The sequence below is a fragment of the Dryocola boscaweniae genome, from assembly GCF_025215095.1.
GTDB classification, from domain to species: domain Bacteria; phylum Pseudomonadota; class Gammaproteobacteria; order Enterobacterales; family Enterobacteriaceae; genus Dryocola; species Dryocola boscaweniae.
This window is the reverse complement of record NZ_JALHAP010000082.1, coordinates 214,575-229,081: the sequence shown is the minus strand read 5'-3', so window position 1 is coordinate 229,081 and position 14,507 is coordinate 214,575. Positions and strand designations below refer to the sequence as shown.

14 protein-coding genes are annotated in these 14,507 nt (G+C 55.1%); 5 read left to right on the top strand and 9 right to left on the bottom strand.

Going from position 1 to position 14,507, the window contains the following annotated elements; translation table 11 throughout:
• Window positions 1–5: 5 nt before the first annotated feature.
• The gene (gene hpxO, locus MUA00_RS18480) at window positions 6–1,163 is read left to right on the top strand and encodes an FAD-dependent urate hydroxylase HpxO (RefSeq protein WP_271124454.1); all 1,158 of its coding nucleotides are present in this window, start codon (window positions 6–8) and stop codon (window positions 1,161–1,163) included.
• 50 nt (window positions 1,164–1,213) lie between these two features.
• On the opposite strand, the gene MUA00_RS18475 is transcribed toward hpxO, so the two are convergent.
• The 3 genes from MUA00_RS18475 to MUA00_RS18465 form a co-directional block, all read right to left on the bottom strand.
• On the bottom strand, window positions 1,214–2,869 hold the full coding sequence (locus MUA00_RS18475) for a glucan biosynthesis protein D (protein ID WP_271124453.1): 1,656 nt from the start codon (window positions 2,867–2,869) through the stop codon (window positions 1,214–1,216).
• 234 nt (window positions 2,870–3,103) lie between these two features.
• On the bottom strand, window positions 3,104–3,844 hold the full coding sequence (locus MUA00_RS18470) for a transporter substrate-binding domain-containing protein (RefSeq protein ID WP_271125011.1): 741 nt from the start codon (window positions 3,842–3,844) through the stop codon (window positions 3,104–3,106).
• Between the two features lie 112 nt (window positions 3,845–3,956).
• Window positions 3,957–5,126 carry a pyridoxal phosphate-dependent aminotransferase gene (locus MUA00_RS18465; RefSeq protein ID WP_271124452.1) on the bottom strand — a complete coding sequence of 390 codons (1,170 nt, stop codon included), beginning with the start codon at window positions 5,124–5,126 and terminating at the stop codon, window positions 3,957–3,959.
• 117 nt (window positions 5,127–5,243) lie between these two features.
• On the opposite strand from MUA00_RS18465, the gene MUA00_RS18460 reads away from it, so the two are divergent.
• Window positions 5,244–6,104 (top strand): LysR substrate-binding domain-containing protein, encoded by an 861-nt coding sequence (locus MUA00_RS18460; protein WP_271124451.1) that lies wholly within the window; start codon window positions 5,244–5,246, stop codon window positions 6,102–6,104.
• 9 nt (window positions 6,105–6,113) lie between these two features.
• Here MUA00_RS18460 and MUA00_RS18455 read toward each other — a convergent pair whose 3' ends face one another.
• The 3 genes from MUA00_RS18455 to hglS form a co-directional block, all read right to left on the bottom strand.
• A complete protein-coding gene (locus tag MUA00_RS18455; RefSeq protein WP_271124450.1) occupies window positions 6,114–6,335 on the bottom strand; it encodes a hypothetical protein in 222 nt (73 codons plus the stop codon).
• A 95-nt stretch (window positions 6,336–6,430) separates the two neighbouring features.
• A complete protein-coding gene (locus tag MUA00_RS18450) occupies window positions 6,431–7,945 on the bottom strand; it encodes a carboxylesterase/lipase family protein (protein WP_271124449.1) in 1,515 nt (504 codons plus the stop codon).
• A 41-nt stretch (window positions 7,946–7,986) separates the two neighbouring features.
• A complete protein-coding gene (gene hglS, locus MUA00_RS18445; RefSeq protein WP_271124448.1) occupies window positions 7,987–9,330 on the bottom strand; it encodes a 2-oxoadipate dioxygenase/decarboxylase HglS in 1,344 nt (447 codons plus the stop codon).
• Window positions 9,331–9,578: 248 nt separating this feature from the next.
• Here hglS and pcaH point away from each other — a divergent pair, with 248 nt between their 5' ends.
• The 3 genes from pcaH (at window position 9,579) to pcaQ (ending at window position 11,986) form a co-directional block, all read left to right on the top strand.
• Window positions 9,579–10,319, top strand: coding sequence for a protocatechuate 3,4-dioxygenase subunit beta (pcaH, locus tag MUA00_RS18440; RefSeq protein ID WP_271124447.1), 741 nt, complete (start codon window positions 9,579–9,581; stop codon window positions 10,317–10,319).
• On the top strand, window positions 10,316–10,936 hold the full coding sequence (gene pcaG, locus MUA00_RS18435) for a protocatechuate 3,4-dioxygenase subunit alpha (RefSeq protein ID WP_271124446.1): 621 nt from the start codon (window positions 10,316–10,318) through the stop codon (window positions 10,934–10,936). Before pcaH ends, pcaG begins: the two co-directional genes overlap by 4 nt.
• Before the next feature lie 126 nt (window positions 10,937–11,062).
• The gene (gene pcaQ, locus MUA00_RS18430) at window positions 11,063–11,986 is read left to right on the top strand and encodes a pca operon transcription factor PcaQ (RefSeq protein ID WP_271124445.1); all 924 of its coding nucleotides are present in this window, start codon (window positions 11,063–11,065) and stop codon (window positions 11,984–11,986) included.
• Window positions 11,987–11,997: 11 nt separating this feature from the next.
• Here pcaQ and pcaC read toward each other — a convergent pair whose 3' ends face one another.
• From pcaC to MUA00_RS18415, 3 genes are read right to left on the bottom strand one after another with little or no spacing between them, the layout of a single operon-like run.
• On the bottom strand, window positions 11,998–12,384 hold the full coding sequence (gene pcaC, locus MUA00_RS18425) for a 4-carboxymuconolactone decarboxylase (protein ID WP_271124444.1): 387 nt from the start codon (window positions 12,382–12,384) through the stop codon (window positions 11,998–12,000).
• Window positions 12,381–13,148, bottom strand: a complete 768-nt coding sequence (gene pcaD / locus MUA00_RS18420) for a 3-oxoadipate enol-lactonase (protein WP_271124443.1) — start codon at window positions 13,146–13,148, stop codon at window positions 12,381–12,383. The genes pcaC and pcaD overlap by 4 nt, the downstream gene beginning before the upstream one ends.
• Entirely contained in the window at window positions 13,145–14,500 is a 1,356-nt protein-coding gene (locus MUA00_RS18415) for a 3-carboxy-cis,cis-muconate cycloisomerase (protein ID WP_271124442.1), read from the bottom strand. Before MUA00_RS18415 ends, pcaD begins: the two co-directional genes overlap by 4 nt.
• Window positions 14,501–14,507 lie beyond the last annotated feature (7 nt).

The following is a 14,507-nucleotide window of genomic DNA, read 5'->3' as shown; positions in this document are numbered from 1 at the left end:
CAGAGATGAAAGCGATAATTATAGGCGGCGGCATCGGCGGATTATCGGCAGCGATTGCCCTGAAGCGATGCGGTATGGCGACAGAAGTCTATGAGGCGGTCAAAGAGATAAAACCTGTGGGCGCGGCGATTTCCATCTGGCCCAACGGCGTGAAATGCCTCAACTGGCTTGGCATGAAAGACTCGCTTCAGCAATTAGGCGGGCCGATGGAGTATATGGCCTATTACGAGCATTTACGCGGCCAGACCATGACGCGTTTCAGCCTCGATCCGCTCATTCAAAGCGTGGGCGAACGCCCCTATCCCGTCGCCCGCGCCGAACTGCAGGACATGCTGATTGATGCCTACAGGCGCGAAGAGATTCATTTCGGCAAACGGGTGATGAGCATTGAAGAGTTTGATGACGGCGTGCGGGCTACATTTGAAGACGGACAAATCGCCGAGGGCGACTTGCTGATAGCCGCCGATGGCACCCATTCTGTCATTCGCCCTTATGTGCTTGGCCACCAGACCGAGCGCCGCTATGCAGGTTACGTTAACTGGAACGGGCTGGTTGAAATCGATGAATCTATCGCGCCTGCGAATCAGTGGACGACTTTTGTCGGCGAAGGCAAACGCGTGTCGTTGATGCCGGTTGCCGGCAATCGCTTCTATTTCTTTTTCGATGTGCCGCTGCCAAAAGGCCTGGCGGAAGACCGCGCCACGGTGAAAACAGATTTATCCCGCTATTTCAGCGGCTGGGCCGCGCCGGTGCAAAAACTCATTGCCGCCATTAACCCGGAGACCACAAATCGCATAGAAATTCATGATATCGAGCCATTTATGCAACTGGTGCGCGGGCGCGTCGCCCTGCTTGGCGACGCCGGGCACAGCACCACGCCGGACATCGGCCAGGGCGGCTGCGCCGCAATGGAGGATGCCGTCGTGCTGGCTATCGCTGTGCAAACCAATTCTCTCGGCGTGAAAGACGCCCTGCTGCGCTACCAGGAAAAGCGCGCTTACCGGGTGAAAGATTTGGTGCTAAAAGCGCGTAAACGCTGCGACGTCACGCACGGAAAAGATATGGCGGTCACCCATAGCTGGTATGAAGAACTCAAAAGCGAAACCGGCGAACGGGTGCTGTCCGGCATGCGCGAAACGATTATGGGCGGGCCGCTGGAGTAATGTGCAGACGCGATAAAAAAGCCCCGCGACGTTAACCGCGGGGCTTTTGCTTATTTCATCACGCGGTCGTCAACGTAGTTACGTTTGTCCGCAGCCGGTGGGAAATACTGATACAGCCAGGTTTCGCTGATAGCGTCGCCCTGACAGCGCAGGAACATACGCATATCTACCGGCGCGGTGGAATCGTCAGTCGGATACCAGTCGAACAGAATACGGTAGCCGTCGAAAGGCTCGACGTAGAGAATTTCGATCTGCTTCGCTTCGCCGTTTGAAAGCGTGATAACCGGTTCGATACCTTTCGGCGCCGCAGCTTTCAAATCGCCGCCAACAAAATCGATGGCGAAACGACGTGACCATTTATCCGGAAAGTGTTCGCCCGGCGCCCAGCCTTCCGGGAAACTGCCCATACCCGTGCGCGTTGCGTAGACGCGAGCAAGCTCGGTGGTTACCGGCGGCAGACCGCTCCAGTACAGGCGATATTTAAACTCCAGCTCATCGCCCGCCTTCACCGGTTTTTCCGGCTGCCAGAAACAAACGATGTTATCTAAAGTTTCGCCCGTGGTAGGGATTTCCATCAGGCAAACGTTGCCTTTACCCCATTTGTTGCGCGGCTCAACCCACAGACTCGGACGTTTGTTGTACCAGCCCATAATGTCCTGATAGTTGGCGAACTCATGGTCAAGCTGCAGCAGACCAAACCCCTTTGGGTTATTGTCCATATAGGCATTGAACTGGAGTTTCTGCGGGTTATTTAGCGGACGAGCAATCCATTCGCCGTTGCCGCGCCACATCGCCAGGCGGTCGGAATCATGGATCTGCGGATGAATGGTGTCGCACATACGGCGTTCGTTAGTGCCGCAGGCGAACATGCTGGTCATCGGCGCAATGCCCAACTGCTTGATATTTTCGCGGGCATAAAGATGATTATCCACCTCCATCACCACGCGTTTTTCTTCACAGCTAATGATAAATTTATACGCCCCGGTGACACTTTTGCTGTCCATCAGCGCGTAGACCACAAACGTCGTGTCGCCAGCTTTTGGCGTTTCAAACCAGAACGATGTGAAGTCCGGGAACTCTTCAAGCTGGTCGGTAAAGGTATTTACCGCAAGGCCACGTGCGGACAAACCGTATTGGTAAGTGTTATCTACAGCGCGGAAGTAGCTGGCGCCCAGGAAAGAAACCACATCGCGGTGCGCCAGTTCCGGCGCTTTGAAGGCTTTAAATCCGGCGAAACCGAGATCCATCTGCCCTTCCAGTTGCCTGGTATCCACCCCCGCATCGTTGTAGTTAAACAGCTCCGGGCGGAAGTGAATTTCACGAGACAGGTGCGTGGCTGAATCTACGGAGAACATACGCACGCGGCGCTTAAACCCCATCCCCACGTGGAAGAACTGCACGTCGAGCTGGCGATTATCGAGGTTATTCCACAGCGAATGGTCCGCGTCATACTGAATGGCGTTATAAGCCTGCGGCGTGAGCGTTGCCAGCGTATCCGGCAATGGACGAGGCGCGCCGCTCCACGGTTTTTTCGACAGGTCATGAGCCATTGCCTGAAGCACTGAAAAATCAAACTCGGTGGTGCGGCCATCGGCGATATCGGATTCTGCGGCGAAAGCTGCGCGAGAAAAGAAAGTGGCAAGGGTCGGAGTGCCGCAGGCTGCGGCGAGAGCCATAGAGGCTTTGATAAAACGTCTGCGGTTCATGCCTGAGAAATCGTCCTTTTATGTCGATGTATTTCGTCCTGCTTTGCGGGCAGAACTACGGCAAGCTGTTACAACCATTACGACCGCACACTCTAGACAAAATTCACCGCTAATCCAACGGTTGTCGGCCTGGATTTGGCTCAGGAACGCAGTTTTTTTATTTGAACCGGAATGAACCGAAAAATGAGCGGAAAAATGCCCCTCTCCCGTGAAGAGAGAGGGTGAAAAGCGGGATTACTTCACAGAGACGTCAATGCCGGGGAAATATTTTCTGGCAAGCGAGGTTACCGTGCCGTCGGCCTTCACTTTTTCAATCGCCTCATCGAGCTGTTTTTTGGTATCCGCATCGCCTTTACGCAGGCCAAAACCGATACCGCTGCCGAGGATAGTATCGTCGCTCACCGGCTTGCCGATAAAGCCAAAGCCTTTCCCCTGAGGTTTGCTTAAGAAACCCGCCTGCCCGGCTGCGGACATGACCAGCGAAGCATCGATTCGGCCATTAAGCAGGTCGGCCCAGGCCATATTCTGGTCTTTGTAAGAAACCACCGTTACGCCCTGCTTTTCCCAGTGCTCTTTGGCGTAGGTTTCCTGAATGGAGCCCTGCAGAACGCCAATGGTTTTGCCCTTCAGCCCTTGAGGCGTGGCGTCCACCGCGCTGTCGGCCTTGCCCACAAGCTGAGAAGGAATGCGATAAATGGGCTGGGTAAAATCGATGCTTTTACGGCGCTGTTCGGTAATATTCATTGCCGAGTTAATCGCATCAAATTTCTTCGCCATCAGGCCGGGTATTAACGCGTCAAAGGAGGTTTCAACCCAGGAGCATTTCAGGCTTGCCGCCTTACAAATAGCGTTCCCCAGTTCGATATCAAACCCTTCCAGCTCCCCTGCCGAATTACGGCTTTCAAACGGCGGATATTCAGCCTCAACGCCGTAGCGCAGTTCAGTGGCTGCCAGTCCCGAGAAAGCAGCGAGCATCCCGACAGCTAACACGCCGTAGCGCAGTTTTGTGACCGCCAATCCGGAGGAAACAGCGAACCTTCCAACAGCTAAACCTGGCGCATGGATTTTTTTCATTGTGACCCCTTTTTTAACGTGGTTTTAGCTGGCAAAGCGCCTGTGCGCCCGCCCGTAATGTGGCTTCGTCTTTGGCAAAAGAAAGACGAATCAATTTATTGTCCGTTCCGTCAGTGTAAAACGCGGAGAGCGGAATCGTCGCCACGCCCTGTTCAATAATCAATCGCTTCACCATCTCGCTGTCGGACTCGTCGCTGAAATGGTCGAAACTGGCGAGCAGGAAGAACGAACCTGCGCTCGGCAACAGCTTAAACGGCGACCCCGCCAGCAATGTCTGCATCAGATCGCGCTTGCGCTGATAGAAAGCCGCCAGCGACAGATAGGTTTGCGGATCGGTCATGTAGTCAGCAAAAGCGTACTGCATTGGCGTATCGGCAGAAAACATCAAAAACTGATGCACCTTGCAAATTTCATCCATCAACGCCGCCGGCGCCAGACAATATCCCACGCGCCAGCCCGTAACATGAAACGTTTTGCCAAACGAAGAGACAATTACGCTGCGCTCGGCAAGCTGTGGATGAGTCGCCATGCCGTGGTGACGCTGGCCGTCGAACACGATGTGTTCATACACTTCATCGGACAAAATGACGATATCCGTGTTGCGCGTCAACGCCGCCAGCATTGCCAGATCTTGTGCGTTAAATATCTGTCCGCTCGGGTTGTGCGGCGTATTGATGATTATCATACGTGTTCGAGGCGTGATGGCCGCCCGCACTTCATCCCAGTTCACGGTGAAATCCGGCAGCGCGAGCTTCAGGGCAACGGGTTTTGCTCCCTGCAGGCGCACAATTGGCGCGTAGCTGTCGAAGGAAGGCTCAAAGTAAATCACTTCGTCGCCCGGATGCACTAAACCGCTGATGGCCGAATACAGTCCTTCGCTGGCGCTGGCGGTAATCAGCACTTCATCGCCTGCGTCGTAACGCGCGCCGTAGAGCGTTTCCACTTTCTCGGTAATCAGCGTTTTCAGCGGGGCAAGGCCAGTCATTGCCGAGTACTGGTTATGGTTATCCAGCATGGCTTTGGTGACGCCTGCGATAAGTTTAGGGTCGGGTGAAAAGTTCGGCGCGCCCTGCGAAAGGTTAATTGCGTTATGCTGCGCCGAGAGCTGGCCGATAACGGTAAAAATGGTGGTTCCCACATCGGGTAGTTTTGAACGATGTTGAACCGGGGTATGGATAGTCATGGCCGCTCCTGTTGAGGCTCGATTTGCATAACTATTCAATCCGGATGCGGTTGCCACGACAAACGAATTGTTGTCATAATAGCCATGCAAAAAATGCATGGCTCAGCGGAGAGCGACATGGCGCGGCATAATTTTCCCCTCAATACTGTTGATGCATTTCTGGTCACCGCCAGACATTTAAATCTGACTCGGGCAGCGAAAGAGTTATGTCTCACGCAGGGAGCGGTTAGCCGTAAAATAGCGTCGCTTGAAGAATGGCTGGGCTTTGCGTTATTTGAACGCCACGCTCGCGGTTTATACCTTACGCCGCAGGGCAGCGCCCTGCTCCCTGATTTGCAAAATGCTTTTGAAAAGCTGCTTGATGTGGCCGACCGCGCCTGCCATAAACCGAGCGTAATCCGCCTGAAGGCGCCGACCTGCGCTATGCGCTGGCTGGTGCCTAAAATCATACAGCTTGAGCTACATGCCCCGGATATTCAGGTTGCGCTCACCACTACGGTGGATCACGGCATTAACTTCAAAAACGAACCTTACGATGTGGCGATTGTTTTTGGCCCTCATGCCAAAGCCGGCACGCTGCTTTTTGAAGAGATCCTTACACCGGTCATCAGCCAGAGCCTGTTGCCGGCGGGGCCGCTGTCTGCCGAAGATCTACAACGTTTCACCTTTTTGCATCCAACGCGCGACCGCACGGACTGGTCGCTCTGGCTGGCCGATTACCCGGCAAAGCAACCTGTGATGATTAAAAACCAGCATTTCGACACCATGGATCTTGCAATCAGCGCAGCCATCCAGGGATTCGGCATCGCCATCGCCGATGAAACGCTGGTGGCAGAAGATATACGAATGGGCAGGCTGGTGCGCCCCTTCGAACACAGCGTGAAAACCGGGGCCCATTATCGTCTGGCCATTCGACAGGGAAGCGAAAACGCCGCCGGGATTGCGGCATTCTGCGAAAGTTTACTGAGCCTGAGTTAATAGCGTCAGCTAATTATTCGAAACCGCCTCGTCCGAGCCGCGGGTGATTTCGATACATTTTGCGCCTGACGGCGCGGGAACGCTTCCGTAATTCAGATCGGGGCTGATCCCTTTAACCACCTCTTCCAGCGTGAGTTTGCATATTTCCATATCTGGCATCGGCGTAACGTTCCATGACACGTTTGAGCCGTAACCGGAAGCGAGAAGCAGATAAAAATAGACCGTTGGCACCTTTTAACTCCGTATCCGTTGTTTAAACGTAAGTTAAAAGGCGGCAATATTTCCCAGAAATTAAAAATTTTATTGAAGGCAAAACGGCCGCGGGCTCAGTTTAACTGCACATGATGTTTCATTACGCGTTTAAATAACTGCATGCGGGTTCGCATAAAACGATTGCTTATCCTGAATTGCGCCTGCTTGTTCACTCCCAGCAGCATCGTTCTGTCACGCCGCCGGGTGCAGGCCGGCCAGCGCAAAATACCCTCAAGGTATTCACTTTCAGAGGTTACCTCACGGGCAAACTGGGCCCAGTAGTCGCAGACTTTTGCGCAGAAGGCCAGGTCCCTTTCTGTCGCGTATTCGCAGGCGGGCGGCGTGAGATGTAAGGTATTGAATACATAAGGCACTTCGTTACCATGCCAGGTTCCGTTTGCGTAGGTTTTGCGTTCCGCCTCGGCAACATAATCGAAGTAATAACGCCAGCAGGGCTGGCCTGTGCGCTGCTGCGCCTGCATCACCACAAAGCCCATGGTGGTAAATGCCATATCGCGGCACACCTGGCGGCCTAGCTCGCTATCGCCTTTTACGCCGGGATAAAGCAGTTTTATCAATCCCAGCCCGAACCGTTTCTCCCGGCGCAGCAGCTCAATTTGCCCGGCGAGATCGATGCCAAAATAGCTCAACACGCTGGCCTCATCGCTGTTGCTGCCGATCATTATCGGCATCGGGTGCTGCTTGCCCGCAAAGAAAACGTCCAGCATCGGTTCTGGCAGAACGCGATCGCCGCTGATGGGCGCCGGGCCAATATTTAGCGGCGCTTCCAGCGCCCAGAATGCCTCGGCCGGCAGCGCGCGTAATTGTTCAGCGGTTGCCTCTTCCAGCCCAAAATGACGCGCCAGAGAAATCCCTTTTCTCAGGGCCTGGCGGCGGTCAACGTCCGGCAAGGTGTAAGCGCTCTGGACAATCGCTTTATGGAATAGCCCGCCGGCAAGCGGCGAGGCTAAAAGCGACAGCACGCTGCGCGCCCCTGCCGACTCGCCAAACAGCGTAATGTTCCCGGCATCGCCGCCAAAGGCATGGATGTTTTCCCGCACCCATTCAAGCGCGGCGATTTGATCCATCAGCGCAAAGTTATAAAGCGGCCCGGCAGGATCTTCGCCTTCAAGCGCCGGGTGCGCGAAAAAGCCCAGGTGTCCCAGCCGATAGTTGATTGACACCAGCACCACGCCGCGCGAAGCGAATTCGCGGCCGTCGTACGGAACTAATCCACCCGCGCCAATGGTGTAGCCGCCGCCGTGCAGCCAGACCATAACCGGCAGCGGTTTAGCACCGCCTTTTACGGGCGTCCAGATATTCAGATAGAGGCAATCTTCAGAGAATTCACCAGGATCGCCGCCGCCGACGGCTTTGCAATATTCCAGGCTTTGCCAGCTTGCGGAGGAAAACTTCGTGGCGAGCCTGACCCCCTGCCAGCTTGCCGGAGGCGCAGGCGCTCGCCAGCGCAATTCACCTACGGGCGGAGCCGCGAAGGGGATGCCGCGAAATACGTTGCATTCCCCTTCTTTTGTTCCGGCAACTTTACCCTGAACGACATTAACCAACGGGCTTTCAGGCTCTTCCATCTGCTGTTCCTTGTTATCAACCTCCCGGCAGAGTAACGCTTTCAGAGCAGTCCGCAACGTCGTTTACTGCGATCTTCGGCCTGTTGATAGAGCTCAAACTCGTTGGCAACCGTTGCACCGAGCGCCTGTTCAAAGGCTTCGCGACTGGCGTGTCCATGGCTGCGGGAACCGCTTTCGCAGCCTAAATTAGACTGGAAAATACCTGCGGCGCTGACCGGCAGAAAATCTTCATAGGTGATAGGCTGCGCCACCAGCCAGCCGCGTTCAATCAGCAACTGCGGGTCATCGCCCGGTTTTATTCCCGACCGATGCATTTCGCCCGCAGGCGTTAAGCGATAGCGGAAATAGGCCAGCCCCTGGCGACGCAGCAGCGTATCGCTGTCCGGCAGGCGGCTGAAGACTTCCTGCAAATGATGCTGATGGCTGAGGTTGTCTTTGCCGCTGCCCGCAGCAAGAAGCAGTTCGTCGTACAAGGCGCGTCCCTTCGGCGTCAAAGCCACTCCGCGCTGTTCGATTTCGCCAAACCGCGCCGTGTGCGTTCCGTGATGCTCGCCGGCAAACAAAATCGGTTCTTCCAGCGCTTTAAAACTGGTCTGGCGCAGCAGAATCGGAAATTCGCGCCGCGGTGGCCCTTCAATTATCGCTTTGGGGGAAATACCGTATTCCGGCATGAGCGCCTGCACGCGATCAATATCCAGCGTTCGTGGAGTTAAGTGGTTGATATGGCAGCCCTGAAAGCACACGACGTCGGCTATCAACCGATGCTGATCGTGCAGCGCCTGGTAGGTTTGAGCATTAACGGTGGCATGGCTGTGCCAGCGGAACGTTTCCAGCGCTTCCCTGACGAACTCATCCGCCTGCGTCTCGTTTAAACCTTTCTGCTGGTCGTAAATATCAAGCAGCCCCCGGCAGCGCGGCGTAAAAATATTTCTTTTCGCAAGGATTGCCGCCGCCTTTTTGCGCAGGGATTCGTTTTCAATGAGCTCAAGGCGCAGCAAAGAGGTGAAGACGCGGAACGGGTTGCGAGCAAGGGACGTATCGTCAATCGGGCGAAACGCGGTGGAATGCACCGGCACGCCGGCCTGGGAAAGATCGTAATAGCCCACAGGCAGCATGCCCATGACGGCAAAAATTCGTCTTAACGTAGCCAGCTCCTCGGCTTTGCCGACGCGGATAGCCCCGTGGCGCTCAACGTTAAGCCTTGCCAGTTCGTCGGCATTTTCCAGTTGTTGCTGCAGTTGCGGATCGTTTTCCAGTACCGCGAGGTTTACATCGGCGACCAATTCTAACAACGTGCCGTACTGAGGCACCTCTTGCTGGTACATCGCCGACATTGCGTGCGAAAACTTTTCCCGAATCTCATCAGCCGTGATGTTGTTCGCCATGATGTCGTGTCTCCAGTGGATATTGCTGAAAGCGTAGAGTCTGACGGCGTACTCAGGGCGAAGAATTTGCGTTTTGTGATCTGCTTTACAGCGCAGCAAAATTAGTAATGGTAGCCATAAATTTCATAACGTTAAGCTATGTAAATCACGGCATAAATTCACTTTAATTTAACAATTCATTAACTGAAACTGGCTCCGGCGATATTTAAAACTACAACGCCGCCTCTTTCCTACAACCGGAGCCAGCTATGTCACCCATTTGGCAGCCTCGCGAGCTTGTTCATCGCGATTACGATTCTCATCCACCGGCTTTTGCGCCGGGTTACAAAACCAGCGTGCTGCGTTCACCGCGCAACGCGCTTATCTCGCTGCAAAATTCATTGTCGGAAATTACCGGGCCGGTCTTTGGCGAAAAAGATTTAGATCCGCTGGATAACGATCTGATCATGAATTACGCCAAAGCAGGTTTACCCATTGGCGAGCGCATTATTGTGCACGGCTACGTGCGCGACGGCTTTGGTCGGCCGATGAAGAACACGCTGGTTGAGGTGTGGCAGGCCAACGCTGGCGGGCGCTACCGGCACAAAAAGGATAAATATCTCGCGCCAATCGACCCCAATTTTGGCGGCTGCGGACGCGTGCTGACTGATGAAAACGGCTACTACTTTTTCCGCACTATCAAACCCGGCCCGTATCCGTGGCGCAACCAGGCGAGCGACTGGCGCCCTTCGCATATTCACTTTTCACTTTCCGGCGCATCTTTTGGCCAGCGCCTGATTACACAGATGTATTTTGAAGGCGATCCGCTTATCAGGCAGTGTCCGATCGTCAAAACTATCAATAACGACGACGCCATCCGCACGCTGATCGCCGAGCTGGATACGCATGCCGCCGTCCCGCTGGACTGCCTGGCTTATCGCTTCGATCTGGTGTTGCGCGGACATCGCGCCACGCTGTTTGAAAACCGGACGCAAGGAGCCGCCCAATGAAAGATTATTTGCGCGAAACCGCCTCGCAGACGGCGGGCCCTTATGTGCATATCGGCCTTGCGCCAAACGTCGCCGGGTTCAATATCTTCGAGACAAATTTCACTCATGTACTCACTAACTCGCATACCGAAGGCGAGCGCATCATCGTTGAAGGCCGCGTGTTTGACGGTTCCGGCACTCCCGTTCGCGACGTGCTGCTGGAAGTGTGGCAGGCCAACGCCGCCGGGCGCTATAACCATCCGGCAGACCAGCAGCATGACAAAAAGCTGGACGAAGATTTTCGCGGCTGGGGGCGTACCTGTTCAGACTTCGACAGCGGCGTCTGGCGGTTCGATACCATCAAGCCCGGCCAGGTTGTGGGGCGTGATGGCGCGACAATGGCGCCTCATCTTAATCTGTGGATTGTCGCCCGCGGAATTAACATCGGTCTGAATACCAGAATGTATTTCTCTGATGAACAAGCTGCCAATAGTGAAGATCCGGTGCTGAACCTTATTGAGTGGGAAGTCCGCCGCAATACGCTTATCGGCAAACGCGAGTTACGCGGGAGCGAAGTGGTTTACACCTTCGATATCTATCTACAGGGCGAGAAAGAGACTGTCTTTTTCGACGTTTAAGCCCGGGGGAGGCAATCTCCCCTTTGTTGCTAACATTGCTGAATTGTTAATATTATTTTGCTAGCAAGTTATCATAATTAAACAACTTATCTTGTCACCGCGCCCCGTCTGTTTTTAACATCGCTTATGGAAAAAAATGGTCTTTTCAGTCAGCGCATTCGCTTGCGCCATCTCCACACTTTCGTGGCCGTCGCTCAACAGGGAACACTGGGGCGCGCGGCTGAAACCCTTAATCTTAGCCAACCGGCACTCTCTAAAACGCTAAATGAGCTGGAGCAACTGACCGGCACGCGCCTGTTCGATCGTGGACGGTTAGGGGCACAGCTTACGCTGATGGGTGAACAGTTTCTTACCCATGCCGTTAAGGTTCTTGATGCGCTTAATCACGCCGGGCAATCCCTGACCCGCAAAGACGGGCAGGCTTCAGCGGTGGTCAGAATTGGCGCGCTGCCTACCGCAGCCCTTGGTATATTGCCTGCGGTTATCGGGCAATTTCATAAGCAGCAAAGCGATGTGACGCTCCAGGTCGGCACCATGAACAACACCATGCTGCTGGCGGGGCTGAAATCCGGCGAGCTGGATTTGGGCATTGGGCGCATGTCCGATCCCGAGCTGATGACCGGGCTGAACTATGAACTGCTGTTCCTCGAATCGCTAAAACTCGTGGTGCGCCCCGGCCACCCTATCCTGCAGGAAAATATTACCCTGAGCCGGGTGATGGAATGGCCGGTGGTGGTTTCCCCTAAAGGCACGATCCCACGTCAGAATGCTGAAACGCTGCTCGCAAGCCAGGGATGCAAACTCCCGGCGACCTGCATCGAAACGCTGTCCGCCTCGCTTTCACGCCAGTTAACGGTGGATTACAACTACGTATGGTTTGTGCCATCCGGCGCGGTAAAAGAGGATTTACGACAGGGAACGCTGACGGCCCTGCCGATTGCCACCCAGGGCGCCGGAGAGCCGATTGGCATTCTGACGCGGGTGGACGCCACGCTGTCGCCTGGCGCGCAGATTTTGCTGGCTTCGATTCGCAAATCTATGCCGGGTTAACGGGTGGATAATTAATCCTGACCTTCGGTCTCATCAAAAACCTGCTGCGCAAGATGCATAGTGGCGTTGGCTGCGGGTAAGCCGCAGTACAGCGCCGAATGCATAATCAGCTCTTTAAGTTCCTCTTTTGTCACGCCGTTGTTAAATGCCGCGCGCAGATGCATTTTCAGCTCGGCTTCCCGATTGAGCGCGATCAGCATCGCAATGGTAATCATGCTGCGCGTATGGCGCTCAAGTCCTGGACGCGACCAGATATCGCCCCAGGCATAGCGGGTAATGAAGTTTTGAAACTCCTCATTGAGCGGAGTGATTTGCGTCAAAGTGCGGTCAACGTGCGTATCGCCAAGCACCGCGCGGCGCACGTTCATTCCCTGCTGGTAGCGATCTTCATCCTTCATGCTTTGCGTTCCTGCTGTTGAATAAAAGTAATCAGCGCGGCGGTAAAATCCTGCGCGGCTTCAATATTTGCCAGATGTGATGCGTGAACGGTGACGATTTGCGAGGCGGGTATTTGGTTTTGCATAAACTTACTGTCCGCAACCGTCGTTACCGGGTCTTCACTGCCGGCGATTAACAGTACCGGAAGAGTAATGGCATCGATTTCCGCGCGCAGATCCGCCGCGGCCAGCGCTTCACAACATGCAGCGTAGCCTTCGGCATTCGTAGCGGAAAGGTTCGCCACAACATAATCGATCTGCGCTTTATTATTTTGCGCGAAATCCTCAGTGAACCAGCGCGCTGCCGCGCTGGATGCCAGCGTGGACATTCCCTCGCCCCGCACTGCCCTGGCCCGGCTTAACCAGTCTGATTGTTCACCAATTTTCGCCGCGCTGTTAGATACGGTGACCGATAAAAATCGTTCCGGCGCAAAACGCGCAAGCCACAGGCCGGTTAGCCCGCCCATCGAAATTCCGCAGAAATGCGCCTGTTGAATACCAGCGTCGTCCATCACGCTGATAACGTCTTCCGCCAGTTGCGGGAGCGTGGTTTTATCGTTTTTGGCTGTGCGCCCGTGTCCGTGGACGTCGTAGCGCAGCACCCGAAAATGCTCCAGCAAGGCGTCCATTTGCGGTTGCCACATCGACAAAGACGTGCCCAGCGAGTTGGACAGCACCACAACTGGCGCGCCCGTTCGCCCTTCCAACTGGTAATGAATACTCATGAAAATTCCTTATTTTGCTGCCCGACGCGCGCCAGTACCTGGCCGATAAAATAATCAGCGCTGCCGGTGGCATGTTGCGGGTCGAGCAGATCTTGAATTTGTTGTGCGGAAAGCCAGGGCGAAACATCCGGATGCTGCGCCAGCAGCGTTTCCAGCGGCTGTTTTTCATCAAGCGCGCGGTGACAAAGCTGCTCAACAAGATGATGAGCAGCCTGTTTCCCCAGGCGCTGCGCCAGGGCAAGCGTGACGGATTCCGCCATAATCAGGCCGTGAGTGATAGCAAGGTTGGCCTGCATTTTCCGGGTATTCACCTGCATATCTGTTATCAGTTCGAGGCTGGTTTGCATTACGCCGCCGGCAAGCATAATCAGCTCCGGCAGCGTTTCCCATTCTGCCTGCCAGCCGCCAAGCGCGCGTTCGTGCTGCTGAATCTGGCTGGTATACATTGTCGCCATCAGGCCAGGCAGGCGCGTTACGGCGGTGAGCACCGCCGCACATGCAACGGGGTTACGTTTGTGCGGCATGGCGGACGAACCACCTCGCCCTTCGACAACGGGTTCGCTCACTTCGGCCACTTCCGTTTGCATCAGTAACGCGAAATCGTTAGCGAATTTACCCAAAGTGCCGCTCACGCCAGCAAACCAGCCGGCTACCTCCAGTAAACGGTCACGCTGGCTGTGCCACGGCGTGTTCGCCTCCGCGAGGTTCAACTCTTTTGCAAGCGTTGCAGATACTTCTGCTCCCTGCTCTTTTAAAGATGCGAGGGTGCCGGCGGCTCCGCCGAATTGCAGCACCAGAGCTCGAGGTTTAAGTTCCTGCAGGCGTTCCTGCCAGCGCAAAAGCGCATCCAGCGTACCAGCCAGTTTCAGACCAAAGGTGACGGGGAGTGCGTGCTGCATCCAGGTTCGGCCGGGCATGAGGCTGTGTTGATGTCGCTGAGTTTGTTCTGCCAGAACGATGATTAAACGCGCCAGAAGCCTTTGCGTAATTTCCAGCGCTTCGCGGATTTGCAGCACCATGCCGGTATCAATGGCGTCCTGGCTTGTCGCTCCCCAGTGAACATAGCGCGCGGCCTGCTCATCCTGCTGTTTCACGTTGGCCGTTAACTGCTTAACCAGGGGAATGGCGAGATTTCCGGCGCTGGCCGCCGCCTGCGCAAGCGCTTCAGCATTGAGCTTTACCGCCTGGCACTGTCCGGCGATAGCGCGCACCGCAGATTGCGGGATCGCGCCACATTTTGCCTGCGCCCGTGCGAGCGCCGCCTCAAACTCCAGCATCCCCTGTAGCGTGCGCTCGTCGCTAAAAACAGCCGTAAGCGCAGAGCTTCGTAACATTGGGGTAAACAGTGCCATGCCTGCT

Coding starts and splice junctions, on each gene's coding strand:
- hpxO (WP_271124454.1), top strand. CDS start 6: ATGAAAGCGATAATTATAGGCGGCGGCATCGGCGGATTATCGGCAGCG.
- MUA00_RS18475 (WP_271124453.1), bottom strand. CDS start 2,869: ATGAACCGCAGACGTTTTATCAAAGCCTCTATGGCTCTCGCCGCAGCC.
- MUA00_RS18470 (WP_271125011.1), bottom strand. CDS start 3,844: ATGCTCGCTGCTTTCTCGGGACTGGCAGCCACTGAACTGCGCTACGGC.
- MUA00_RS18465 (WP_271124452.1), bottom strand. CDS start 5,126: ATGACTATCCATACCCCGGTTCAACATCGTTCAAAACTACCCGATGTG.
- MUA00_RS18460 (WP_271124451.1), top strand. CDS start 5,244: ATGGCGCGGCATAATTTTCCCCTCAATACTGTTGATGCATTTCTGGTC.
- MUA00_RS18450 (WP_271124449.1), bottom strand. CDS start 7,945: ATGGAAGAGCCTGAAAGCCCGTTGGTTAATGTCGTTCAGGGTAAAGTT.
- hglS (WP_271124448.1), bottom strand. CDS start 9,330: ATGGCGAACAACATCACGGCTGATGAGATTCGGGAAAAGTTTTCGCAC.
- pcaH (WP_271124447.1), top strand. CDS start 9,579: ATGTCACCCATTTGGCAGCCTCGCGAGCTTGTTCATCGCGATTACGAT.
- pcaG (WP_271124446.1), top strand. CDS start 10,316: ATGAAAGATTATTTGCGCGAAACCGCCTCGCAGACGGCGGGCCCTTAT.
- pcaQ (WP_271124445.1), top strand. CDS start 11,063: ATGGAAAAAAATGGTCTTTTCAGTCAGCGCATTCGCTTGCGCCATCTC.
- pcaC (WP_271124444.1), bottom strand. CDS start 12,384: ATGAAGGATGAAGATCGCTACCAGCAGGGAATGAACGTGCGCCGCGCG.
- pcaD (WP_271124443.1), bottom strand. CDS start 13,148: ATGAGTATTCATTACCAGTTGGAAGGGCGAACGGGCGCGCCAGTTGTG.
- MUA00_RS18415 (WP_271124442.1), bottom strand. CDS start 14,500: ATGGCACTGTTTACCCCAATGTTACGAAGCTCTGCGCTTACGGCTGTT.